At 61.5% G+C, this 22740-nt stretch carries 21 protein-coding genes; 9 read left to right on the top strand and 12 right to left on the bottom strand.

Going from position 1 to position 22740, the window contains the following annotated elements; genetic code table 11:
* Window positions 1-24 precede the first annotated feature (24 nt).
* Entirely contained in the window at window positions 25-2193 is a 2169-nt protein-coding gene (locus tag EN807_RS18140) for an amylo-alpha-1,6-glucosidase (RefSeq protein WP_135936103.1), read from the bottom strand.
* 77 nt (window positions 2194-2270) lie between these two features.
* On the bottom strand, window positions 2271-3365 hold the full coding sequence (locus tag EN807_RS18135) for a glycosyltransferase family 4 protein (RefSeq protein ID WP_135936102.1): 1095 nt from the start codon (window positions 3363-3365) through the stop codon (window positions 2271-2273).
* A gap of 170 nt (window positions 3366-3535) precedes the next feature.
* On the opposite strand from EN807_RS18135, the gene EN807_RS35570 reads away from it, so the two are divergent.
* The 8 genes from EN807_RS35570 to EN807_RS18100 all read left to right on the top strand — a co-directional run bounded on the left by EN807_RS35570 (window position 3536) and on the right by EN807_RS18100 (window position 9997).
* A complete protein-coding gene (locus tag EN807_RS35570) occupies window positions 3536-3682 on the top strand; it encodes a hypothetical protein (protein ID WP_189522492.1) in 147 nt (48 codons plus the stop codon).
* Window positions 3683-3747: 65 nt separating this feature from the next.
* On the top strand, window positions 3748-3948 hold the full coding sequence (locus EN807_RS18130; protein ID WP_135936101.1) for a hypothetical protein: 201 nt from the start codon (window positions 3748-3750) through the stop codon (window positions 3946-3948).
* Between the two features lie 175 nt (window positions 3949-4123).
* Window positions 4124-4879 (top strand): ABC transporter ATP-binding protein, encoded by a 756-nt coding sequence (locus tag EN807_RS18125; protein ID WP_135936100.1) that lies wholly within the window; start codon window positions 4124-4126, stop codon window positions 4877-4879.
* Complete coding sequence (locus EN807_RS18120) at window positions 4872-5618, top strand: ABC transporter ATP-binding protein (RefSeq protein WP_135936099.1); 747 nt, start codon at window positions 4872-4874, stop codon at window positions 5616-5618. Before EN807_RS18125 ends, EN807_RS18120 begins: the two co-directional genes overlap by 8 nt.
* Window positions 5619-5673: 55 nt before the next feature.
* Entirely contained in the window at window positions 5674-6861 is a 1188-nt protein-coding gene (locus EN807_RS18115; RefSeq protein ID WP_246684243.1) for an ABC transporter substrate-binding protein, read from the top strand.
* A gap of 70 nt (window positions 6862-6931) precedes the next feature.
* Window positions 6932-7819, top strand: a complete 888-nt coding sequence (locus tag EN807_RS18110; protein WP_029355907.1) for a branched-chain amino acid ABC transporter permease — start codon at window positions 6932-6934, stop codon at window positions 7817-7819.
* A 59-nt stretch (window positions 7820-7878) separates the two neighbouring features.
* Complete coding sequence (locus EN807_RS18105; RefSeq protein ID WP_246684241.1) at window positions 7879-8802, top strand: branched-chain amino acid ABC transporter permease; 924 nt, start codon at window positions 7879-7881, stop codon at window positions 8800-8802.
* 250 nt (window positions 8803-9052) lie between these two features.
* Window positions 9053-9997 (top strand): lipid kinase, encoded by a 945-nt coding sequence (locus EN807_RS18100; protein ID WP_135936096.1) that lies wholly within the window; start codon window positions 9053-9055, stop codon window positions 9995-9997.
* A gap of 303 nt (window positions 9998-10300) precedes the next feature.
* On the opposite strand, the gene EN807_RS35565 is transcribed toward EN807_RS18100, so the two are convergent.
* The 4 genes from EN807_RS35565 to EN807_RS18080 form a co-directional block, all read right to left on the bottom strand.
* On the bottom strand, window positions 10301-10555 hold the full coding sequence (locus tag EN807_RS35565) for a hypothetical protein (RefSeq protein ID WP_189522491.1): 255 nt from the start codon (window positions 10553-10555) through the stop codon (window positions 10301-10303).
* Between the two features lie 506 nt (window positions 10556-11061).
* Complete coding sequence (locus EN807_RS18090) at window positions 11062-11847, bottom strand: ABC transporter ATP-binding protein (protein ID WP_135936094.1); 786 nt, start codon at window positions 11845-11847, stop codon at window positions 11062-11064.
* Window positions 11841-12908 carry an iron ABC transporter permease gene (locus tag EN807_RS18085; protein ID WP_135936093.1) on the bottom strand — a complete coding sequence of 356 codons (1068 nt, stop codon included), beginning with the start codon at window positions 12906-12908 and terminating at the stop codon, window positions 11841-11843. Before EN807_RS18085 ends, EN807_RS18090 begins: the two co-directional genes overlap by 7 nt.
* Window positions 12898-13980 carry an ABC transporter substrate-binding protein gene (locus EN807_RS18080; RefSeq protein WP_246684240.1) on the bottom strand — a complete coding sequence of 361 codons (1083 nt, stop codon included), beginning with the start codon at window positions 13978-13980 and terminating at the stop codon, window positions 12898-12900. Before EN807_RS18080 ends, EN807_RS18085 begins: the two co-directional genes overlap by 11 nt.
* A gap of 163 nt (window positions 13981-14143) precedes the next feature.
* On the opposite strand from EN807_RS18080, the gene EN807_RS18075 reads away from it, so the two are divergent.
* The gene (locus tag EN807_RS18075) at window positions 14144-14932 is read left to right on the top strand and encodes a class I SAM-dependent methyltransferase (RefSeq protein WP_135936091.1); all 789 of its coding nucleotides are present in this window, start codon (window positions 14144-14146) and stop codon (window positions 14930-14932) included.
* 94 nt (window positions 14933-15026) lie between these two features.
* On the opposite strand, the gene EN807_RS18070 is transcribed toward EN807_RS18075, so the two are convergent.
* The 6 genes from EN807_RS18070 to EN807_RS18045 are packed head-to-tail and all read right to left on the bottom strand — an operon-like array spanning window position 15027 to window position 22729.
* A complete protein-coding gene (locus tag EN807_RS18070; RefSeq protein WP_135936090.1) occupies window positions 15027-16649 on the bottom strand; it encodes a GMC family oxidoreductase N-terminal domain-containing protein in 1623 nt (540 codons plus the stop codon).
* Window positions 16646-18160 carry an FGGY-family carbohydrate kinase gene (locus EN807_RS18065; RefSeq protein WP_135936089.1) on the bottom strand — a complete coding sequence of 505 codons (1515 nt, stop codon included), beginning with the start codon at window positions 18158-18160 and terminating at the stop codon, window positions 16646-16648. Before EN807_RS18065 ends, EN807_RS18070 begins: the two co-directional genes overlap by 4 nt.
* A 26-nt stretch (window positions 18161-18186) precedes the next feature.
* Window positions 18187-19029, bottom strand: coding sequence for a class I fructose-bisphosphate aldolase (locus EN807_RS18060; RefSeq protein WP_135936088.1), 843 nt, complete (start codon window positions 19027-19029; stop codon window positions 18187-18189).
* Window positions 19002-20738 carry a glycerol-3-phosphate dehydrogenase/oxidase gene (locus EN807_RS18055; RefSeq protein ID WP_135936087.1) on the bottom strand — a complete coding sequence of 579 codons (1737 nt, stop codon included), beginning with the start codon at window positions 20736-20738 and terminating at the stop codon, window positions 19002-19004. The genes EN807_RS18060 and EN807_RS18055 overlap by 28 nt, the downstream gene beginning before the upstream one ends.
* A gap of 18 nt (window positions 20739-20756) precedes the next feature.
* The gene (locus EN807_RS18050; protein WP_135936086.1) at window positions 20757-21752 is read right to left on the bottom strand and encodes an aldo/keto reductase; all 996 of its coding nucleotides are present in this window, start codon (window positions 21750-21752) and stop codon (window positions 20757-20759) included.
* Window positions 21749-22729 carry a sugar-binding transcriptional regulator gene (locus tag EN807_RS18045; protein WP_135936085.1) on the bottom strand — a complete coding sequence of 327 codons (981 nt, stop codon included), beginning with the start codon at window positions 22727-22729 and terminating at the stop codon, window positions 21749-21751. Before EN807_RS18045 ends, EN807_RS18050 begins: the two co-directional genes overlap by 4 nt.
* Window positions 22730-22740 lie beyond the last annotated feature (11 nt).

Raw genomic sequence — 22740 nt, 5'->3', positions numbered from 1 at the left:
CCAGTGGCCGCTAGCCGGCCTGCGTTATGAGCGGACCACCAGAGGCACCAGACCCTCATGACGGTGATCGAGATAACACACAACACGGTCGCCAATGCGCTCGAAGATGAGATCGACTTTCGCCTCGCCAATAGCCAGGTGGCGGATAACGATGTTGTCGATGCCGATAGGCAGCCGCGGGCGTTCCACAGTGATCTCGCGTTTCCAGCCGTCAACCCGAATGCCCAGGCAAGCCTGCAGCATCATGAAAGCGGAGCCAGCCGACCAGGCCTGCGGCAGACAAGCGACCGGGTAGGCAACCGGTGAATCGCTGGCCGCACGCGTAAAGCCGCAGAACAGCTCTGGCAGCCGCATATTGAAACGGACCGCCGCCTCGAACATACCGCTCATCAGCTTCACGACGCTGTCGCGCTCGTGATAGCGGGCGAGCCCGGAGGCGCAGAGCGCGGTGTCGTGCGGCCAGATCGAGCCATTATGATATGACATAGGGTTGAATGGGATCTCGTCGTCGGCCAGTGTGCGAACGCCCCAACCGCTATTGAGATGACCAGAGAGCAGCTGGGAGGCGACTGACTGAGCCCGTTCCGCCGACGGCAGCCCGACGTAAAGCAGGTGACCGGCATTGGACGTGCGAACCGCGCATTGCTTGCCTTCTCCGTCGATTGCCAAAGCATAGAAATCGCGGTCCGGCATCCAGAAATGCGTCTCCACTGCCTGACGGATCCTCTCTGCCAGGGCGCTCCAGTGCGCCGCCTTTGCGTCGTCGCCGCGCCTGGCGGCCAGCGCCGCCATCCCTTGATATGCGGCGAAGGCATAACCTTGCACCTCGACCAATGCGATCGGTCCTTTGGGGATCGTGCCGTCGGCATGGAAGATGGCATCGGAACTGTCCTTCCAGCCTTGGTTGAACAGACCAGTGTCGGCCGCCCTGTTGTAGGTTACAAAGCCATCCCCGTTGCGGGCCCCGACCTCTTCCATCCAAGCAGTGGCAGCGCCCAGGGAGTTCCACATGCGATCGACGAACGCCTCGTCTCCGGTGCGATCGGCGTAGGACGAAGCCAGGTAGACATAAAGTGGCGTGGTGTCGACGCCGCCATAGTAGCGGCCGAACGGCAGTTCGCGCAGCACGGCCATTTCCCCCTTGCGGGTTTCATGCATGATTTTGCCAGGCTCGGCATCGTCGAATACAGAGGTCTCGGTCGATTGATAGTGGGCAAGGAAGGCCAGGACCCCACGAGCAAGGTCCGGATTGAGCCAAAGCATTTGCAAGGCGGAAATGACGCCGTCGCGGCCGAAAGCCGTCGAAAACCAAGGGATGCCGGCATACGGGTATGGCCCGGTCTCCAGATCGGTCGTCAGCAGCGCGATGTCGGCGCGCGTGCGTGTCAGCCAGTCATTGAACACGCGCCCGGAGCTGAAGACGGTGGCGCCCTGCCGGCGCTTTGAGCGCATGGCGAAGCGGGCTCGCGCGGCGGCCGCGCGGAAGCGGTCGCTCGAGGGGGTTTCTTCGCTGTGAGCGACCTCCAGGTACAATGCTCTGCTGTCACGCCTTGCCACGACAATGAGGAAATCGGCGTGATTGGGGTGCACCTGATCGGGCTTGATCGAGAATGCGATGGCCGATTGACGAGCCACATTGTCGAGGCCTTCATATCTGAACGTTACGCTCGCCTCGCCGACCAGTGCGTCATGCGCGCGACCGCGGCGGCTACGCGTAGTGCCGCGCACCTCGAACATGTCACGGAAATCGGCGTCGAAGTCGAGCCGGACCGGCAGAACCACCTCGCGCGCGGAGTAGTTGGTGAACTTGATGCGTTCGAACATGCGGTCCTGCCAGATGAACCGCGTCCGATCGACGTGGACGACGCCCGGCAATGCTTCGCTGCCATTCGGCCCGATACTGGCTAGATTGGTGAGATTGGCGGTGAATAGGATGTTGTCCTGCGACAGCGAGGCGCCGAGCAGCGACGGCATCCGGCCGCCAATGAACAGACGGAAGCGCGACAATACACGCGTGTCGTCGCGGAAAAGCCCGTCGCCGATGCCGCGTATGTCGCCGTAGCTGTCTGCGACGACGAAGCAATCCTCGTGTTTCAGCGCAAATTGCCGATGCGGCTCGCGCGGTGCCGTTTCGTCGATTGCCGGCAGCGCCACGGCTGGATCAATCTTGCGGTCTTCGAGTTGAGTGGTCATGGTCAACCCCTCCCGTTCAGAAGCGAACAAGGCGGCTCAGGCGCTGATCCGGGCAGCCGAGCCGTCGCCTTGCTCCGTCAGGTAGACATAGTCATCATTGCGGCATTTTTAGCGCGCTTGTTTTGACAACCAAGTGCTTTCGTTATGTCGTCGGAGAGCGAGCCATAGATCGCCACGTAGTCGCGGCACATGCGCTCAACCGTGAATCGCTCTTCAAAAGTCCCTCGCACCCGTGCACGATCGAGGCCGTTTATCCGCCGTACCGCGTCCACAGCTCCGTCGAGCGTGTCGACGATCAACCCGGACACGCCATCGTCGATGACCTCCGGAACGGCGCCGCGTCTAAACGCTATCACAGGCGTGCCACAGGCCATCGCCTCGATGGTTACGAGTCCGAAGGGTTCCGGCCAGTCAATAGGGAACAAAAGCGCTGCCGCATTGCCCAAAAAGTCTGCTTTTTGCCGTTCGTCGATCTCGCCGATGAATTCCACGCTGGAATTTCGAAGCACCTGGGGTTCGACCCTCTCTTTCCAATATGATTGGTCTACCTTGTCGATCTTGGCGGCAATCTTCAGCGGCATTCCGGTACGCGCAGCGATTTCAATCGCCGTTTCCGGCCCCTTTTCCGGTGAGATGCGGCCGAGGAAGGCGAGATAGCCCGAGGCTTTCGGGCGAAAAGGGAGAAGATCGCGAGGCAGACCGTGATACACCGTTCCGATCCAATGGACAGGCGGCATGGGCCAGCGTTGATCGTAAGAGATCGAAACCAGCGGAATGTCATCAAACATCGCATAAAGCTGCGCCAGATCCGGGAGGTCGAGCCGACCATGAAGTGTCGTAACGGTTCGCTCGGCAAAGTCCCGAACTATGGGGAAGTGGAGAATATCGATGTGAAAATGCAGCACGTCGAATTCATCGGCCCGCCTGCGCACCTGTTCAAGCATCATCACGTGCTGGGGAATATCGTGCCGGACCCTGGGATTCAGACGCAATGCAATATCGCAACACGGTACCAATTCGGCAGAGGTGCGTGAATCACCGCTGGCGAACAAGGTCACATCATGCCCCTGCCGAACAAGCTCCTCAGTCAGATATGAAACTATTCGCTCGGTCCCGCCATAGGTCCGCGGCGGCACGGCTTCGGTAAGGGGGGCGATCTGGGCAATTTTCATCGGCAACCCTTCTCGAAAGCGAAGGTCATCCTTCAAAAAGCTTCGACGGCGATCTCCTTCCTCGCGTTCATTGCGGTCCTCTGGCGAACTCCCGAAAGGCCGATAAGTTCCCCGCGGGAACAATCGCGACGTCAGGGGGTTCCAACAGTTGGACCAAAAGGAGAACCAGGATGGCTACGAAGCTTCAGGACACAAAAGCCGTCAAGGGATCCAGCGGCGAGCATGGCGGCAACCGCGGCGGCAATCAGGACAAGAAGGACAAGCCGCAAAAGAGCAGCCAGGCTGCCGGCAATGATCCAAACCGCGGCGAGGACTGACCGACGCCTGCCCCGCAGGCGGACCGTAATGGCTGCGATCCCCGACCGTCGATAGGAGTGACACCATGACAAAGACCAACTCGTTTGCGAAAGCCGACCATCCTGTATCGGGAAAGAGGGCAAGCGGCGGCGACAAGGCCAAGGAACCGGCCAAGGGCGGCGCCCAAGCCAGGATCGCCCAGGAATGGGGCGGCGGATCGAAAGCGTCGAAGAGCAAGATCCCCCGGGCAGACCGGGAAAACTCCAACTCGAGCCAGCGCAGCTAAGCTTTTCGCGAAGTTAGACGCTTATGAAAATTGCAGCCTTGACGCGATGTTCATTAGGTCGTTTGTTGCGGGCGGGAGAGCCACGGGAGGAAACCATGGAAGTCACCCTGGGGGCGGACAGCCTCGCAGCGCGGTTCCACGTTTTCACGCCGATGGCGGGCGAAGGCTCCCGCGCATGAATTCCGGAGCGATCCTCGAAGCCGCGGGATTGACTAAGGAATTTGGGGGTTTCGTCGCTGTAAGCAATGTCAACCTGACGGTCGAGCGAGGATCGATCCACGCGCTGATCGGCCCCAACGGCGCAGGCAAGACGACCCTCTTCAACCTGCTGACCAAATTCCTCCAGCCGACGCGCGGCGCGATCCGCTACCAAGGCCGCGACATCACCAGGATGCAGCCGGCCGACATCGCGCGGCTGGGCCTTGTGCGCTCCTTCCAGATATCGGCGGTATTTCCGCACATGACGGCACTCGAGAATGTCCGCATCGCGCTGCAGCGCCGGCGCGGCGACAGTTTCGATTTCTGGCGTTCCGAGAAAGTGCTTTCCAAGCTCAATAGCGAGGGTGCGGCTCTTCTCGCCGATGTCGGCCTGACCGAGTTTTCAGATATCCGCGCCAGCGATCTGTCCTACGGCCGCAAACGCGCGCTTGAGATCGCGACGACGCTGGCGCTGAACCCTGAAATGCTGCTCCTCGACGAGCCTATGGCCGGCATGGCGCAAGAAGACATCGAGCGCATCTCGGCGCTGATCCGGCGCATCTCCAAGAACCGCACCATTTTGATGGTTGAGCATAATCTTTCGGTCGTAGCCTCGCTGTCGAACCGCATCACCGTGCTCGCGCGCGGCAAAGTCCTCGCCGAAGGCGACTATGCTGCGGTTTCCAAAGATCCGCTCGTTATCGAAGCCTATATCGGGGCCGGACATGTCTGAAGTTGAACTGACGAGCAGGCCGGCTGCTGCCCCCTCGGCGAGACCGCTGCTGCGCGTCGATGGCCTGCAGGGCTGGTACGGCGAGAGCCATGTGCTTCACGGCGTGAGTTTCGAGGTTGGCGAAGGCGAAGTGGTGACGCTGCTCGGCCGCAACGGCGCCGGCAAGACGACGACGCTGAAGGCAGTCATGGGCATCCTTTCCAGGCGCTCGGGCTCGGTCACCTATGACGGCCGCGAGACGATCAAGCTGCCGTCGCGGTTGATCGCACAGATGGGCATCGCCTACTGCCCAGAGGAACGCGCGATCTTTTCCAGCCTTTCGGTCGAGGAGAATTTGATGCTGCCGCCGCAGGTGCGCCCCGGTGGGCTCAGCGTCGAGCAGATTTTCGAGCTTTTCCCGAACCTGAAGGAGCGGCTTTCGAGCCAAGGCACCAAGCTTTCGGGCGGCGAACAGCAGATGCTCGCCATCGGCCGGATCTTGCGGACGGGCGCGAAGCTTTTGCTGCTCGATGAGCCGACCGAAGGGCTTGCGCCCGTCATCGTGCAGCAGATCGGCCGCACCATTGCCCGGCTCAAGGACGAGGGATTCACGATCGTGCTCGTTGAACAGAATTTTCATTTCGCCGCGTCGGTCGCGGACCGTCACTACGTGGTCGAACAGGGGCGCGTGATCGACACGATCCCCAACGACGAACTCGACGCCAACATCGACAAACTGCACGCCTATCTCGGTGTCTGAGGCAATCATCAACGGCGCGTTGCGCCGCAATCGGAGGAGAGTAGCGATGAAAAAAATGGGGTTTATTCTGGCTTCGCTGACGAGCCTGCTGATGGCCGGCACGGCCCACGCCACGGATGTCAAGATCGGCGTTCTGAATGACCGTTCCGGCATCTATGCAGACATCGCCGGTGAAGGTTCGGTCATCGCGGCCCAGATGGCGGCGGAAGACTTCAGGGCGGCGGACAAGGGCATCAACGTGTCGATCGTCTCCGCCGACCACCAGAACAAGCCGGACGTCGGCTCGAACATCGCCCGCCAGTGGTACGACACCGAAAATGTCGATGTAATCGCCGACGTGCCAACCTCGTCGGTGGCGCTCGCCGTCAACGAGATCACCAAGGAGAAGAACAAGATCTTCCTCGCCTCGGGTCCGGCCTCGTCCGACCTCACCGGCAAAGCATGTTCGCCCAACACCGTGCACTGGACCTACGACACCTGGGCGCTTGCCAACGGCACGGGCTCGGCCATGGTCGCAGAAGGCGGCGATAGCTGGTTCTTCGTCACGGCAGACTACGCCTTCGGCCACGCGCTCGAGCGCGATACGTCGGCGGTCGTCGAAGCATCGGGCGGCAAGGTTCTCGGCGCTGTCCGCCATCCTTTCCCCGGCCAGGATTTCTCGTCCTTCCTGCTGCAGGCGCAAGGGTCGGGTGCCAAGGTCGTCGGCCTCGCCAATGCCGGCGGCGACACGATCAACGCGGTCAAGCAGGCGTCGGAATTCGGCATCACGCAGGGTGGCCAGGCGCTCGCCGCCCTGCTGATGTTCATCAATGACGTGCATGCGCTTGGCCTCGACGTGGCGCAAGGCCTCGTGCTCACCAGCGCGTTCTACTGGGACAAGGACGATCAAACGCGGGCATTCTCGGCCCGCTTCCAAAAGCGGAATGCCGGACAAAAGCCTTCGATGATCGAGGCGGGAGTCTACGCTTCGGTCCTGCATTACCTTAAAGCCGTCGAGGCCGTTGGTGACAAGGATGCGGCCAAGGTGATGGCCAAGATGAAGGAAATGCCGACCGACGATCCGCTGTTCGGCAAGGGTACGATCCGCGCCGACGGGCGCAAGCTGCACGACATGTATCTGTTCCGCGTCAAGAAGCCGGACCAGTCGAAGGGGCCATGGGACTATTTCGAGACGGTGGCCACCATTCCGGCCGACAAGGCGTTCCGCCCGCTCGCCGAAGGCGGCTGTTCGCTCGTTAAATAAGCGAGCCCTCGCCAACGACGCGCCGAACCGCTCGGCGCGTCGTCTCGTCGACAAGTCAGCTGGAGCGACCATGTTCGAACTGCTTGGAATTCCGCCGCAGGTCCTGTTCGGCCAGTTGCTGCTCGGGCTGATCAATGGGTCCTTCTACGCGGTTCTGAGCCTCGGGCTGGCGGTCATCTTCGGTCTCTTGAACATCATCAATTTCACGCATGGCGCGCAGTACATGCTGGGCGCCTTCGGCGCTTGGATGCTGCTCAACTATCTCGGCGTCGGTTACTGGTGGGCTGTGTTCATCGTTCCGCCGATCGTCGGCGTCACCGGGATAGTGCTCGAGCGCGTGCTGATCCGACGGCTCTATCACCTAGACCATCTCTACGGACTGCTTCTCACTTTCGGCCTGGCGCTGATCATCGTCGGCTTCTTCCGCCAATTTTTCGGGGTATCTGGCCTGCCTTACCCGCCGCCGCCGCTTTTGACCGGCGGGCATAATCTCGGTTTCATGTACCTGCCCAATTCGCGCGCCTGGGTAATTGTGGCTTCCCTCATCGTGTGCCTCGCGACCTGGTTCATCATTGAAAAGACTCGGCTTGGCGCCTATCTGAGGGCAGCGACCGAGAACCCGACGATGGTCGGCGCGTTCGGCATCAACGTGCCGCTGCTGGTCACGCTCACATATGGCTTCGGCGTCGCACTCGCGGGTTTCGCCGGCGTGCTCGCCGCGCCGATATACGCAGTCAATCCGAACATGGGGGCAGACCTGATCATTGTCGTCTTCGCCGTCGTCGTCATCGGCGGCATGGGCTCAATCCTGGGCTCGATCCTCACCGGCTTTGGGCTTGGGTTGATCGAGGGCCTGACCCGCGTGTTCTATCCGGAAGGTTCGGCCGTGGTGATCTTTGTCATCATGGCGCTCGTGCTGCTCGTCAAACCCGCCGGTCTGTTTGGGCGGAGTGTGTGATGGCAACCGACACCAACCCGATCGCTATAGCGACCATCACGTCAGTTGGCGCCGCGGGCATGCCCCGTCATCACCTTGCGATCTTCGCCGCGCTTTTCGTCTTCCTCATCGCCGCGCCATTTCTGCTTTATCCGATCTTTGTCATGAAGGTGCTGTGCTTCGCGCTGTTTGCCTGCGCCTTCAACCTGTTGCTCGGCTTTGGTGGCCTCCTGTCCTTCGGCCACGCAGCCTATTTCGGCATGGCAAGCTACGTCTCGGCCCATGCGGCAAAGGTGTGGGGTCTGACGCCTGAACTTGCCATTATCGCGGGCACGCTGGTGGCAGCCGTGCTCGGTCTCGCCATCGGTTCCCTCGCCATTCGCCGCCACGGCATCTATTTCGCCATGGTGACACTGGCTTTTGCGCAGATGATCTATTTCTTCTCGCTGCAGGCGGCGTTTACCGGCGGCGAGGACGGCATCCAGGCCGTGCCGCGCGGCCATCTGTTCGGGCTGATCGACCTGCGCTCGAGCGAAGTCCTCTATTTGTTCGTGCTCGCCGTCTTCTTCGCCGGCATATTGCTGATCTACCGGATTATCCATTCGCCGTTTGGACAGGTGTTGAAGGCGATCCGCGAGAACGAGCCCCGCGCGATCTCGCTGGGCTATCGGGTCAACCGCTACAAGCTTGCCGTATTCGTGCTGTCGGCCACGCTCGCCGGCGTCGCCGGTGCAACCAAAGCAATCGTGTTCCAATTGGCGTCGCTTACCGACGTCTACTGGACCATGTCCGGCGAGGTCGTGCTGATGACGCTCTTAGGCGGCATGGGCACGGTGTTCGGACCGATCGTCGGCGCGGCAGTCATCGTCACGATGCAGAACTACCTCGCGACATTTGGCGACTGGGTCACCATCGGCCAGGGCATCATCTTCGTTGTCGCGGTGCTGTCGTTCCGGGAGGGCATCGTTGGCGTCCTGGCAAAATGGATCCGGAAGCCGCTCTGAACGAGTATGAGGCCGAAATTTCGGATCATCGACGGTCGACATCGAGAAGTCGACTCACAAAAACGTTTGAGCGTCAGGTTCGGCCAAGTTAGCCGCAGCGGATGCGGGCGACAGCGTCCCCCACCTGTGCAGATTCCTCATCGGATGTGACAACCAGCAATTCGGGCTGTTACGAAAATTCAACTCTGGCGCCTTCCCAAGCGCGCCTGTTGACATCGCAATCTGCAGGCTAGCACCCTATCTACGCCGCATGAACGACATCACGAACAGACGCGCGCTTCTACTCGTCAATCCAAAGGCACGACGCGGGCAGGAATCTATCGCACCGGTCGTCGAGCGGCTGGAAGCCGGTGGGCTCCGCGTCAGCGTCGAGACGTTTGAGGCGCTGCCCGAGATAGCACGCGACATCGTGCGCCTTCGCCATAGGGCCGATCTTGTGATCGTGTGCGGCGGCGATGGCTCGGTGTCCTCGGCGGCGGTCGCGGTTATGGAAAGCCGGCTGCCGATGGGTATCATTCCGATGGGGACGGCGAACGATCTGGCGCGCACCCTCGAAATACCGTTGGATTTGGGGAAGGCGGCCGACGTGATCGTAGAGGGCGGACGACGTCTGATCGACATCGGAACCGTCAATGGTCACGCTTTCTTCAATGTTGCGAGCATCGGCCTCAGCACCGACCTTGCGCAGGGTCTCGATCCGGCGCTGAAGAAGCGTTTCGGCAGGTTTGGCTATGCCTTGGCGGCCATAAAAGTGTTGACCAAGGCCCGCCTCTTCGAAGCAAGGATTACCGAAAAGGGCGTAGCGACCGAAGTCAAGACCTACCAGATTGCAGTCGGCAACGGCCGCCACTATGGCGGCGGCAACATCGTCGAGGAGTCGGCGGAGATCGATGACGGTCATCTCGACCTGTACAGCCTGGAAATGACGAACCTCTGGAAAATGGCGCTTATGCTGCGCTCGTTCCGCTCCGGCACGCATGGCGCCTGGAGCGAGGTTCGCACGGCGAGATGCGTCGAGTTTGACATCGAGACGAAAAGGCCGATGCCGGTGAACACTGATGGGGAGATCGTCACCTCGACCCCGGCGCATTTCAAGGTCCACCCGAAGGCGATTTCGGTGTTCGCGCCTGCTGGCGCGCGCATACAGCCCCGCACAAAGGTGCTTGATGATGCGGTCAGCGCAAATAGCGGGTAGACCGGCGATCAAGCGCGCGTCGAATAAACCCAATCGCCTGCGGTCATCTCTCGATCAGGAGTCCGCGCCTCTGGAAGAAGGACGTGGGCTGATCGGGCAACATCTCAGGGATCGTCGACGAGGCAGCCGCGCCATGACAACGCTGGTAGCTGCCGTGCTCGTCAAAGTTGGGTTCCATGCAGCCGACGCCATGGCAACCATTGTAGCCGCTGGTCACGGTCTGGAGGCCCCCACCCCGGTAACAATAGGCTGCAATATGGAACAGTCGCCTGGCCCTACATAGCCTTCAGACACGTCCTTTGATCATTGCTTGAGGAACGCGCCCGAGTAGGTCTGGCCGGCAAGCCTAACGGTTCCGGCCAGGGTTCTGTCGGGCCGCATGACAAAACTGACGTCTGCGCCATTCGGTAGGCGCTCAAGCTTCAACGTACTCCCCACAATTCTTCCAGCGCCGGCGGCCTCTCCCGGATGGTTGTCGCCCAGAGTTCCCCACGCATAGGTAACCGTCACCTTCCCATTGGAAGAAATCGTCTGAACAGCAAGTATGGCGTCATACATCCCATCCAATCGTCCGGCCCATAGACCCGAAAAAACAGCATACCTTGTCGGAACGGCCTTGTCAGGCGGAGTGACCGCCACGGATTGATGCATAATTGCTGAGCCGGAGGGAACAGCCGCAGGATCCGAGGCAGTTTGGGCGGGAATGGTACCAGGTTCTAATGCAGGTTCGAGAGTAGGTTGCGGCGCTTCAGGAGCCGATTGGCACGCGGTTATGGCAAGCGCCGCGAAGCCAAGCATTGCGTTGCACATTCGGCGTGCCATCTTCTGGTGCCCCGGCCTTTGAATCTAGCGCAGGCTAACCTTATCGCGCGTTTTCACGACCTCTGTCTACCCAAGGTGTCTCGTACAACATCGGCTCGTCGAAGGACGTGCAGCGGTCGAGAGTGAACGCCTCCCTTCGACGCCAAAGTAGCCGCCTGGACGATAGTAAAAGTTTTTATTTCAAACATTTACGCCAGAATTTCGATCTATTTTCTAGGTTTTGGCTTTCGACCTCTGACGCCTTAAGCTGCTATCGACGCAGTCGCTGCCGTTTCGTCCGCGACGCCATCCACCATTACATGACCGATGCCCCGCGAGCAGCGCTCGATCCGCGCCTCGACGCGGTACACGTCACGCAAAAGCGCCGGGGTAACAACATCTTCCGGCGCGCCGCAGGCGATCATCCGGCCCTCGGCAATGACGATGCATTTGTCAGCGAAGCGCAGGGCCTGATTGAGGTCGTGAATTGCGATCAGCACCGCAATCCCGTGCTTGCGCGCAAGCCCGCGCATGAAGCTCAGCACCTCGACCTGCCGGTGCAAGTCAAGCGCGGACGTCGGCTCGTCCATGAGCAGGATTTCAGGTTCGCGGGCGAGGGTCTGGGCGATGCTCACCACCTGCCTTTGCCCCCCGCTCAATTCTCCGACGTTGCGAAAGGCAAGATCCGAAATGCTGAGCGCGGCCAGGATGCCGTCTATGAGTGCGAGGTCGCCATCGCTAACCGACCAGGCCGAGCCCTGCTTGCGGGCGAGCAGGATCGATTCATAGACGGTCAGCACCGCGTTGGCTGCCGTATCCTGCGGCATGTAGCAGATGCCGTCCGGTCCCTTCGCCGCTCCCTCGAGGCAGACGCGCCCAGGGCCCTTCAAGAGTCCTGCGATGCGCTTGAACAGCGTCGACTTGCCCGCTGCGTTGGGTCCGATAACGGCGACTACCTCGCCACCTCGGAAAATGGGAGTTGAAATGTCCGAAAGGGCGAGCCGCGCCCCGTGGAAGGCTCCGAGACCATCGAGCCTGATCGTTACCATGAGCGCCTCACATTCGACAGGATCAGCGAGATGAAGAAGGGAATGCCGATAAGCGAGGTGACGATGCCGATCGGGAAGATCGTGCCTGGAATGAGCGACTTGCTGGCGACCGAACTTGCCGAAAGGATAAGTGCCCCCGAAAGCGCCGAGGCGGGCAGGAAGAAGCGCTGATCTTCTCCGATCAGCATGCGGGCGATGTGCGGACCGACGAGCCCGATGAAGCCGATGGTGCCGACGAAGGCGACGGGAATGGCAGCGAGCAGGCTCACCATCATCATGGTTTCGAGCCTCAGGCGTGCGACCTTGACCCCAAAGCTCGCGGCCTTGTCTTCGCCTAGCCGCAACGCCGTCAGCGCCCAGGCGCGGCGCGCGAATATCGGCAGCGTTGCGAAAAGGATGAGGCTGGTGATGATGAGCTTGGGCCAGGTGGCCTTGGTGAGGCTTCCCATCGTCCAGAACACGACCGCGGCGAGCGCCTGCTCCGAGGAAAGATACGCGACGAGCGACAGCAGCGCATTGAAGGTGAAGACGAGCGCGATGCCGAGAAGCACGATGGTTTCGACCGTCACGCCGCGCTTGAGACTCAGCAGGTGGATGACGAGCGCGGTCAGCATCGCCACCAGGAAGGCGTTGAGCGGCACGACATATTCGATCGCGGCGGGGATGAGTGCGACACCGAAGGCGAGCGCGAGCGCGGCGCCGAAGCTGGCCGCCGCCGAAATGCCGAGCGTGAAGGGGCTGGCGAGCGGATTGTTGAGGATGGTCTGCATCTGTGCACCGGCGACCGACAGTGCTGCGCCAACGACCACGGCCATCAGCGCGATGGGAAGCCGAATTTCCCACAGTACAACGCGCACCTGAAGAGGCACGCTGGCGGGAGAAACGAGCGCGAGCACCACCTGGTCGAGGCTGTAGCTGGCAGGGCCGAGCGCAAGATCGACGCAAAGGCTCAGGAGCAGCGCCAGGGCGAGCCCTGCGAGCATGAGCTGCTTGCGCAGAACGAGAGCGCGGTAAAGGCCGCGCCCTTCCTTGGCCGACAGTGCAGCGGGTTCACTGCTCATCGGAGAGCGAGACCCAATGGCCAGGCCTGTATTCGACCGGCAGGAACTTCTCGTGCAACTCCTTGAAGGTGGCCTCAGCATCCAGATCGCCGAACAGGTCGGGCTGCAGCCACTTGGCCATCTGCTGGATGGCGACGAACTGATAGGGGCTGTTGTAGAACTGGTGCCAGATGGCGTGGATCCGCCCGTTCTCCACCGCCTTGATGCCAGTGAGGGCGGGCCGCTCCGTCAGGCCCTTGAGTTTCTTCAGTGCTGCCGCTTCGTCCGCGCCGGGACCAACGCCGACCCATTTGCCACCCGGCACATAGGCCTCCCAGTTACCGCCCGTAACAATGACCTGGTCGGGATCGCTTGCGATGATCTGTTCGGGATTGAGCGCGCCAAAAGTGCCCGGGATCAGATCCGCCGCGATATTCCGGCCGCCGGCCATCTCGACGAACTTGCCGAAATTGTCATTACCGAAGCTCATGCAGCAATCGTCGGAATAGCCCCCGGCGCGCTCGACGAAGACGGTCGGCCGCTTTGGATCATTCTTTGCGATAACATCGGTGACCCGCGCGATCTGGGCGGCGCGGTAGGCGATGAACTCCTCGGCCCGCTTTTCCTGGCCAAAGAGCTTGCCGATAAGACGCATACTCGGCTCGGTGTTGGTGAAGGGATGCTCGCGGAAATCGACATAAACCACCGGAATGCCGACGGCGGCGAGCTTTTCGATATATTGCGCGTCCTCGGTCGCCTGCCTGGCCTCGATGTTCATGATCATCACGTCCGGCTGAAGCGCGATGGCCTGCTCGATGTCGAAGGTGCCGTCCTTGAAACCGCCGAAGGTCGGGATCGTGGCCATCGAGGGGAATTTTTCCAGATAGACGGCGTAATTGTCGGGATCGGCCTGGGAAAAATCCTCGCGCCAGCCAGCGATTCGCTTGAAGGGGTTGTCGGTATCGAGCGCGGCGATCAGGTAGATTTGCCGGCCTTCGCCGAGGATGACCTTCTCGACCGGCGTCTTCACTTCGACCTTGCGGCCACTAATGTCGGTGACGATCTCGGCGCGCGCGCCGAGGGTAAGCGGCATGAAGGCCGCGAGGGCGACCGCGGCCGCAAATATCGACTTCAAAATCATTGTTCTCTCGCAATTCAGTTTACCGGCCCGGCTTTAGAAAACGTGAATTGTGTAATCAAGTATTATCTTTTAGAGCAATTCCAATGTACCGCTTTTGGGGAGAGCGTTTCGGGCAATGACGGCTCACGCAAACTATTCGCTGCGCGACGAAATTCGGGACTATTGGTCCGATCGCGCCGAGACGTTCGACCTGCAGGTCGGCCACGAGATTTTTTCCGAGCGCGAGCGCGCTGCCTGGCATGCGCTCATAAGCAGGCACCTTGGGCCTGGCGCCGGGCGGGCGTCTCTGGATCTCGCCTGTGGGACAGGCGTTATTTCGCATCTGATGCACGATCTAGGCTTTGTGGTGACAGGCCTCGATTGGTCGGAAGCCATGCTCGCCAAGGCGCGCGCCAAGGCACAAAAACGCGGCGCCGATATCCGCTTCATCGTGAGGGATGCTGAACGGACGCTCGAGGACAGGGCGAGCTACGATGTCATCGTCACCCGTCACCTGGTCTGGACGTTGGTGGATCCGAAGACGGCCTTTGCCGAATGGTTCTCGCTGCTGAAGCCCGGCGGCAAGCTGCTGGTCATCGACGGCGATTTTGTCAGCCGCAACTGGGCGATGAGTTTGCGGGAAATTTGGGAGAAGCTCACGGCCGGCAAGTCCTGGGTCTTGGACACTGACGGCGCCTCCATGGCCAGACGCCACCAGAGCATTCTTGCTCGTGTCTATTTCTCGGGCGGCGCACGGGCGGAAGAGATAGCGCGCTTGCTGGCCGAAGCCGGGCTGGAGCAGCCGGTCGTCGACTGGAAACTGGGAGCGATCCATCGCGCACAGGCTCGACAGATGAGTTGGCCCAAGGCGCTCGAACGCGTCACTCAACATCGCTTCGCGATCTGCGCGACAAAGCCGCAGTAAACTCCTCGGCGCTGCCGGCGTCGGTCGATGGCGCGGCGGCGGCACGACTGCGAATAGCTGCCGGTCTGCGTCAGCTCAGATGCGCCACCGAGTATTATTTCTTCTGGCTGGCGTCCTGCAGGATCATTTCCGATGCCTTCTCCGCGATCATCACCACTGGAGAGTTGGTGTTGCCGGAAACGATCGTCGGCATGATCGAAGCGTCGACGACGCGCAGGCCAGAAATGCCGTGCACCCGCAGCCGGCCGTCGACCACTGCCATCGAGCCTGCGCCCATCTTGCAGGTGCCGACCGGGTGGAAAATCGTAGTACCGATATCGCCGGCCTTGCGGACGAGATCTTCGTCGCTTTCATATTGTGCACCGGGCAGCATTTCCTCAGGCGCGAAACGGGCAACGGCGCGCGCCTTCATCATGCGGCGGACATGGCGCAGCGATGCTACGGCGACGCTCCTGTCTCCCTCGGTAGACAAATAGTTCGGCCGGATCTTCGGGGCCGTCTGCGGATCGGACGCCCCTATGTGGACGGTGCCGCGGCTTTCCGGTCTGAGATTGCAGACCGAAACCGTGACCGCGGGGAAGCGATGCAGCGGCTCGCCCAGCCGGTCAGTGCTCAACGGCTGGACATGGTATTCGAGATCGGGCGTTTCCAGGCGTGGGTCGCTTCTGGCGAAGATGCCAAGTTGGCTCGGCGCCATCGACAGCGGTCCGGTGCGACGAATAGCGTATTCCACGCCCATGGCCGCGCGGCTGAACAGATTGTGGTAGCGCTGGTTTAGCGTCGAGGCATTGGCGATCTTGAAGACTGTGCGGATCTGCAGATGATCCTGCAGGTTCTCGCCGACGCCTTCCAGCGCGTGGCGAACCGGGATTCCTGCTGCGCCAAGCACGGCAGGTCGGCCGACGCCGGAAAGCTCGAGCAGCTTCGGCGAATTGATCGCGCCAGCGGCAAGTATTGTCTCGCCTGCCCGCGCACGATGCAATTGACCGCTCATGCGGAAGACAACGCCAGTGACGCAAGCTCCGTCGAAATTTAGCTTCTCGGTCTCGGCGCCGGTCACGACGCGCAAATTCGGCCGCCGCAGCACGCTGCGCAGGAACGCTTTCGAGGTATTCCAGCGCACGCCCTTCCGCTGGTTGACCTCGAAATAGCCTGATCCCTCGTTGGTCCCGCCGTTGAAATCCTCCGTCCGGGGGATGCCGAGTTCCTCGGCAGCATCGCGGAAGGCATCCAGGATTGGCCAGGACAGGCGCTGGCGCTCGACGCGCCATTCGCCACCGGCGCCATGAAGGTCGTTGGCGCCACCAAAATGGTCCTCGGACTTGCGGAAATACGGAAGCACGTCATCCCAGCCCCAACCAAGATTTCCGGCTTGCCGCCAGCCGTCATAGTCGGCCGCCTGGCCGCGCATGTAGATCATGCCGTTGATCGACGAGCAGCCGCCCAGAAGCTTGCCGCGCGGATAGTTGAGCGCACGACCGTTCAGCCCGGCCTCCGGCTCGGTCTTCATCAGCCAATCGGTGCGCGGGTTGCCCATGCAGTAGAGATAGCCGATGGGAATGTTGACCCAGTGGTAGCGGTCACTGCCGCCGGCTTCCAGAAGCAGCACGCGTATGGCTGGATTGGCCGACAGCCTGTTGGCCAGCACGCAGCCGGCTGAACCTGCGCCGACGATAATGAAGTCGTATTGTCCAAAATCGGCAATGGTCTGTGTCAATTGGACGTCCGTTCGCTTGCCATACTGTCCCATAGCGGAGCCATGGCCTGGTTGATCTCGCCATAGAGGCGATAGCGCTGCTCATAGACCGGTGCGATCGCGATGTTGGGTTGGTAGCAGCGGTCGGGCGCGGTCATCGCGGCGGCGCCTGAAGAGAAGTCGGCAAACAGGCCGACGCCTGTCCCGGCTGCAATTGCAGCTCCCAGCGCACCAGTCTCACGGCTGCGCGCTACAGTCACCGGCATCTCCAGGACATCGGAGAATATCTGCGGCCAGATGGCGCTGCGCGAGCCCCCACCCGAAAGAACCGCGTGGCTGATGGTCGCTCCCGCTCGACGCAGCGTCGCGACGTGACGCCGGTGTTCGAACACGACTCCCTCGAACAGTGCGCGCAGCATATGCGCCCGCGTGTGCCAGCCGGCAATGCCGTAGAAACCTGCACGCGCCTTGCCATTTTGCTGCGAGCCGTAAAGGAAGGGGTGGTAGATCGGCATGTCTCCCGCGGGATCGACGGAAGCAACAAGCTCGCTGCAGATCTCAAATGGCGATGCGCCTGCCGGCGGCGCATGCTCGAAGAACTCACGCACGATCCATTCGAGATTTGCGGCCGATGTGGCGCTCGATTCGATGGCGAGATAACGCACCGGATCGAACGTCGACAGCATGAAGATCGACGGATCGCGGATCGGCTCTTCGGTGATAACCTGGTTGATGCTCCAGGTGCCGGCAATGATGGAGGCGGCGCCGGTGCTGGTGACGCCCGAACCAATGGCGCTGGCGACGACGTCGAACAGGCCCGCCACCACAGGGGTACCCGCCCGAAGGCCCGTGGCTGCGGCGACATCGCGCGTGATATGGCCGGCGGTGTCGGAGGCCTCCAGCACGTTCGGCAGCAGTTCCATGCAATCGTCGAGACCATAGGCGGCCAGCAACTCACGCTCGTAGCGTCGGCCGGGCATGTGCAAAAGCCCGCAGCCCGACATATCCGAGGTCTCGGTCGAGCGCGCTCCGGTGAGGCGGTTGACGACAAAATCCTTGCACAAAAAAATGGTGCCTATTCGGGCAAAAAGCGCCGGATCATGGCGCCTGAGCCACGCCAGCAGAGTCGGCGTCTGCGCCGCCCAGGGCCGTTGCAGGCAGTGGACATAGGTCTGGTCGCCAACGCCTGCGGCCGCCCATTCGCTCACGATGCCGATGCCGCGGGTGTCGAGCGACTGGATGCCGAGCAGCGGGTCGCCGCCGCGGTCCAGCGCGTAGAGCCCGTTGCCGTGGCCGGCGCAGCCGATCACCGCGATGTCGCGGGGATCGATGCCCGACTGGTCGAGGCACTGGCGGATGACTTCGACGGCGTTGCGCCACAGTTCGCCGAGGTCCCGCTCGACATGGCCGGGCTTTGGCATGCAGGAGTGGCCGTCCCGTGCGGCAAGCGCGAGTTCGCGACCTGCGGTGTCGAAGATGATGGCCTTGATGACGGTGTTGCCCGCATCAAGACCCAGAATGTATTGCTGCATTGAAGCGCCTCCCAAGCTGCCAAGGTTTATTCTTGTTGGTAGAGCTCCCAAGCTGCAGCGCCGTCCGCATTCTCATGGATGATCGCCATCAATCCTCTCACGACGGCACGAGGGTTGGAATGCTGGTATATGTTGCGTCCATAGACCATGCCCGCCGCGCCTTGTGCCATCAGCGCCGCCGACTTGTCGAAGACGGCGCGCAAATCCTCCCTGCCCCCACCGCGCACCAGGACAGGACAGCGCGCCGCCGCCACGACGCGGTGGAAGTCGTTCGGATCGGTGGTCGGGTCCGCTTTGATGATGTCGGCGCCCATCTCGCTTGCGAGCCGGGTCAGTGTGACGATCTTTTCTGGGTCACCGTCGACCATGTAGCCTCCGCACTCCGAGTTGGGCAGCATCGCCAGCGGCTCGATCATCAGCGGCAGGCCGTATCTTTCGCAATCGGCGCGAACGCGGGCAATGTTGTGGACGCATTGCCGGAACAGATCCGGCTCATCAGGCAGCATGAATAGATTGACGACCACGCAGGCCGCGTCCATTTCCAGCGCGCCGATCAGTGGCTCGGCTTCGTTCTGCAGGATGGCCCACATCGAGCGATGGCGGGTTTTGTTATATGGATTGCCCATGTCTATGCGCATGACCAATGCCGGCTTGTCCTTGCCAGGCAAGGACTGCAGAAGATCGGCCTGGCCATAATTCATCTGAATAGCGTCCGGTCCCGCGGCAACCAGCTGGGCGACGACGCCGGCCATATCCTCGAGCCCTTCCAGAAACGACGGCTCGTTGCACACGCCATGATCGATTGCGACGTCGAGACAGCGCGCTCCGCCGAACAACCGGTTCATGCGAACTTTCTTGTTGATGCGCATTCGGCGCTCCTTCCTTGGTCTTTTGGGGATAGCTGGTCGAGATCGACGCCGTGCCGGCGTTGCAACAGGTCAAGAAAATCGGTGCGCTCGAATGCCTTGCGCGCGGCGTCCCAGTTCTTTTCGACAGCGAGAATATCGAGAACCGCGTCGAGAAGGTCGGCCGAGAGAGCACCGGTGATGGCGATTGTCGTGCGGCGAAGCAGCAGGTCCTCCAGCTGCTCGACATATTCATTGGCGATGAGATATTGGATCTCCCTGGCCGAGTAGTCGCTGCCAGGCAAGAGCTCGTCCTGTCCTGCTGCCACGTAGGCGGCGACGGCATCCGCCGCGGTGCCGTAGCGCTCGAAGAGGCAGCGCATGCGGTGAAGCGACTGACCGTGCGCCGCCGCGCGTTCTGCGCACCATTTTGCCGGAGCAGTGGGAAAATGCCGGCCGCCGCCAATCGGCATGTTTTCGGTACCGACGGTGCGCTGTCGGCTCAATCGCTCGAGCACGATATCCGCTGCCAGTTCGCCGAACGATCGGAAGGTTGTCCATTTCCCGCCGATCATGCAGAGCGTCGGCGGCAGCGTACCGGCGCCCTCGACCAGTTCGCAGAAATGATCGCGGGGAATGCGCCCGGTAACACTGTCTTGGCTTATCGGCAGCGGCCTCACCCCGGTGAACTGAAAGACGATGTCGGTTTCAGTGATCTCGATCCCGGGAAACACGAAGGACAGGGACTGGAGGATGTATCGTCGCTCGTCGTCCATGCAGCACGCCTGGTCAGGATCGTCGACACGGATATCCGTCGAGCCGACCAGTACGTTGCCGAGATAGGGGAACAGGATGCAGATCCGGCCGTCCTCGTTCTCGTAGTAGATCATATGACCGTCGAGCGCGTCATGAAGCTCGCGATTGTCGACGATCAGATGCGAACCTTTGGTGCCGCCCATAAGCTTCGGCGCAACGGCTCCGATCGCCGAATTGGTCAGGTCGATCCAGCCGCCTGTGGCATTGACCACGAGCCGCGGCTTCACGGCTACCGTTTCGCCAGATAGTCGGTCGTTAAGCACCAGGGTCGCGTCATCGAGCGATACGCGTGCATAGTTGAGCGCCCGGGCGGACGGCTTTTGGTTCATGGTGTCGCGCAGCATCTCGGTACCCAGCCGCTCGGGGTGGCTGACCCAGGCGTCATAGTATGTCGCCGAATTCCGAATAGCAGGATTGATTGCAGGCCAGACCTTGAGTGTTTCAGCGCGGCTCCTGAATTTGTGCGTCGGGACGATACGACGTGCGGCGGTGAAGAAGTCATACATCGCCAGGCCGGTCTTGATGACCAATGCGCCGCGCCGGCCCGGACGATGGCTTAGTCCAAGGAAGCGGACTGCGCCATTTGCTATGCCTGAGAACAGGTCGAAGATCGGCACCGTGGTTGGCAGTGGCGCAACGTAGTGCGGCGCGTTCTTCAACAGCCGATCGCGTTCGAGCAAAGATTCGCGGACCAGCTTGAACTCGCCGTTTTCAAGGTAGCGCAAGCCGCCATGAACCATGCGCGAGAGGGCCGCGCTGGCGCCGGAACAATAATCGCCCTTTTCGGCGAGCAGCACATCGACGCCCTGCAAAGCGAGTTCGCGAAACACGCTGATGCCGTTAATGCCGCCGCCTATGACAAGCACGTCGACATCGGGGTTCTCGCGCAAGCCGGCGATCGTCTGGATGCGATTCATCTCAAGATGCGCTTTCGATCACGCATCTATCGCCACGAGATTCACGGCCACCGCCGCATCGATGGCCGTCAGTTCCGCAGCGCTCAGCGAAATCTCCCCTGCCCTGGCGTTGTCGAGCGCCTGCGCCGCGTTTCGCGCTCCACACAACGCGAAGGTGATGCCGGGCTGCGCCAGCGTCCAGGCGATCACGATCTGCGCCATGCTTGCCTGGTAGACCTCCGCGACCGGGGCCAGGGCATGTTTCAAGGCGGCCACCTTGCGCCGGTTGGCCTGAGAGAAGCGCGGATTGCTTTTGCGCTGGTCGTCGCCGCTGAATTCACGCGCCGGATCGATCGCGCCCGAAAGCAGGCCGAGCGCAAGCGACGAGTAACTGAGCGCAGCAACTTGATGCTGGCGCGCGATCGGCAGCAATGTCTGCTCAATTTCGCGATCCAGCATCGAATACCTTTCCTGGATCGCGTCGAGCTGGCCAGCTCCGGCATACTGCTGCAGCTCGCCGGTGTTGAGATTGCTTGCGCCGATGGCGCGGATCTTGCCAGCTGATTTGAGGCGTTCGAGCGCTTCCATTGTCTCGGCAATGGGGGTCGTCGGGTCCTGCCAATGGGTGATGTAGAGATCGATATAATCGGTGCCGAGCCGCCTCAGGCTCTGCTCCACTTCATAAGCGATGCCGTCGGAGCCCAGATATCGGTTCACCGGCTTTCCGTCCTGATCGAAGAAGTGATTGCCCTTTTTCGAATGCCAGTTCAGGCCACATTTGGTGGCGATGACCGCGCGGTCGCGCCGGCCCTTGATGGCCTTGCCGACGATCTCCTCGCTGCGGCCGAGACCGTAAGCCGGCGCGGTGTCGATCAACGAGACGCCGGCATCGATGGACGCCTGGATCGCAGCGATCGATTCAGCTTCATCCGTGCCACCCCACATCCAGCCGCCGATAGCCCAGGTTCCGAGCCCTACTGCCGACGCGACAACGCCGGACTTGCCGACGCGACGGGTGATTTGTCGAGAATTCATGCTGCATTTCCTTCGGCGAGCTCGAGGATCTTCAAGCCGGTGGTTTCGTCCGTGACGAGGGTATCGAGGTGAGAGCCGCGCATGGCACTGAGGATCGGGACCACCTTGCTTGCGCCGCTTGCGACCCCGATCGACTGCGGAATGGTCGCGAATTCCTCGAGCGTCAGCGAAACGAGTGAGCGGTTGAGGCGGTAGTCCGCGAGCTTGCCGCTGCCGTCTATGAGATGGGCGAGCAGCTCGCCCGCCGCGCCCGAGCGCTCGATGGCCAGCCGGTCGGCGCTTGAGGACGGGTGCAGATCGTAGTAGCTCGAATCGTCGGTCAGGATGGAGCCGATGCCGACGACCGCGAGCGTTGCTTCGCGCGCCTTGTTGAAGACATCCGAAACGGCCCGGACGCCCATCAGCATGTCACGTTGGGCCGGGCTGTCGGCAAACAGCGGCGCGTGAATCTGATAAGCGCGGCCGCCGAGTCTGTCGGCCATCAGAGACGCGACGTGATTGACGTCGGTGTAATGCTTGCCCTGGACCAGGCCGGTCGCTGGAACAACCTCGACGTCGTAGCTGCGGCTCGGCTTGAGGCCAGCGACGACGGCACTCACCCCTTTGCCCCCGGTAATGGAAATCGTGTCGCCGTCCTTGATCGTCTCGAGCACCAGCCTGGCCGCGGCCTCGCCGACGCGCTGGAGCGCAGTCTGCGGATTGTCCGAAACGGAAGGGACGACGACGGCCCTTTGGAGTCCACCTATCGCGACCAGTCGCGCCTCGATGTCGACCAGTTGCTCGACCGGCGACTTGATCTTGATCTCGACAAGCCCGAGTTGATGACCGCGCTTGATCAGCCGGTTGACGGTCGCATGCGAGATGCCGAGCTCCTTGGCGATTTGAGCTTGCGTCTTGGCTTCCATGTAATGAAGCACAAGCGCCTGATACATCTGGCGGACGATCGTGATGTCGTCCCGCGAATTGGTTGGTGACATGATTGGATGCT

The organism is Mesorhizobium sp. M5C.F.Ca.ET.164.01.1.1 (genome assembly GCF_004792125.1).
In the GTDB taxonomy this organism is placed as follows: Bacteria; Pseudomonadota; Alphaproteobacteria; order Rhizobiales; family Rhizobiaceae; genus Mesorhizobium; species Mesorhizobium wenxiniae.
The sequence above is the reverse complement of the archived record's forward strand: the minus strand, read 5'-3'. Positions and strand labels throughout refer to the sequence as shown.

Excerpts from the sequence above, each read along its gene's own strand:
- EN807_RS18140 (WP_135936103.1), bottom strand. The coding sequence starts at position 2,193 with ATGACCACTCAACTCGAAGACCGCAAGATTGATCCAGCCGTGGCGCTG.
- EN807_RS18135 (WP_135936102.1), bottom strand. The coding sequence starts at position 3,365 with ATGAAAATTGCCCAGATCGCCCCCCTTACCGAAGCCGTGCCGCCGCGG.
- EN807_RS35570 (WP_189522492.1), top strand. The coding sequence starts at position 3,536 with ATGGCTACGAAGCTTCAGGACACAAAAGCCGTCAAGGGATCCAGCGGC.
- EN807_RS18130 (WP_135936101.1), top strand. The coding sequence starts at position 3,748 with ATGACAAAGACCAACTCGTTTGCGAAAGCCGACCATCCTGTATCGGGA.
- EN807_RS18125 (WP_135936100.1), top strand. The coding sequence starts at position 4,124 with ATGAATTCCGGAGCGATCCTCGAAGCCGCGGGATTGACTAAGGAATTT.
- EN807_RS18120 (WP_135936099.1), top strand. The coding sequence starts at position 4,872 with ATGTCTGAAGTTGAACTGACGAGCAGGCCGGCTGCTGCCCCCTCGGCG.
- EN807_RS18115 (WP_246684243.1), top strand. The coding sequence starts at position 5,674 with ATGGGGTTTATTCTGGCTTCGCTGACGAGCCTGCTGATGGCCGGCACG.
- EN807_RS18110 (WP_029355907.1), top strand. The coding sequence starts at position 6,932 with ATGTTCGAACTGCTTGGAATTCCGCCGCAGGTCCTGTTCGGCCAGTTG.
- EN807_RS18105 (WP_246684241.1), top strand. The coding sequence starts at position 7,879 with ATGCCCCGTCATCACCTTGCGATCTTCGCCGCGCTTTTCGTCTTCCTC.
- EN807_RS18100 (WP_135936096.1), top strand. The coding sequence starts at position 9,053 with ATGAACGACATCACGAACAGACGCGCGCTTCTACTCGTCAATCCAAAG.
- EN807_RS35565 (WP_189522491.1), bottom strand. The coding sequence starts at position 10,555 with ATGTATGACGCCATACTTGCTGTTCAGACGATTTCTTCCAATGGGAAG.
- EN807_RS18090 (WP_135936094.1), bottom strand. The coding sequence starts at position 11,847 with ATGGTAACGATCAGGCTCGATGGTCTCGGAGCCTTCCACGGGGCGCGG.
- EN807_RS18085 (WP_135936093.1), bottom strand. The coding sequence starts at position 12,908 with ATGAGCAGTGAACCCGCTGCACTGTCGGCCAAGGAAGGGCGCGGCCTT.
- EN807_RS18080 (WP_246684240.1), bottom strand. The coding sequence starts at position 13,980 with ATGCCGCTTACCCTCGGCGCGCGCGCCGAGATCGTCACCGACATTAGT.
- EN807_RS18075 (WP_135936091.1), top strand. The coding sequence starts at position 14,144 with ATGACGGCTCACGCAAACTATTCGCTGCGCGACGAAATTCGGGACTAT.
- EN807_RS18065 (WP_135936089.1), bottom strand. The coding sequence starts at position 18,160 with ATGCAGCAATACATTCTGGGTCTTGATGCGGGCAACACCGTCATCAAG.
- EN807_RS18060 (WP_135936088.1), bottom strand. The coding sequence starts at position 19,029 with ATGCGCATCAACAAGAAAGTTCGCATGAACCGGTTGTTCGGCGGAGCG.
- EN807_RS18055 (WP_135936087.1), bottom strand. The coding sequence starts at position 20,738 with ATGAATCGCATCCAGACGATCGCCGGCTTGCGCGAGAACCCCGATGTC.
- EN807_RS18050 (WP_135936086.1), bottom strand. The coding sequence starts at position 21,752 with ATGAATTCTCGACAAATCACCCGTCGCGTCGGCAAGTCCGGCGTTGTC.
- EN807_RS18045 (WP_135936085.1), bottom strand. The coding sequence starts at position 22,729 with ATGTCACCAACCAATTCGCGGGACGACATCACGATCGTCCGCCAGATG.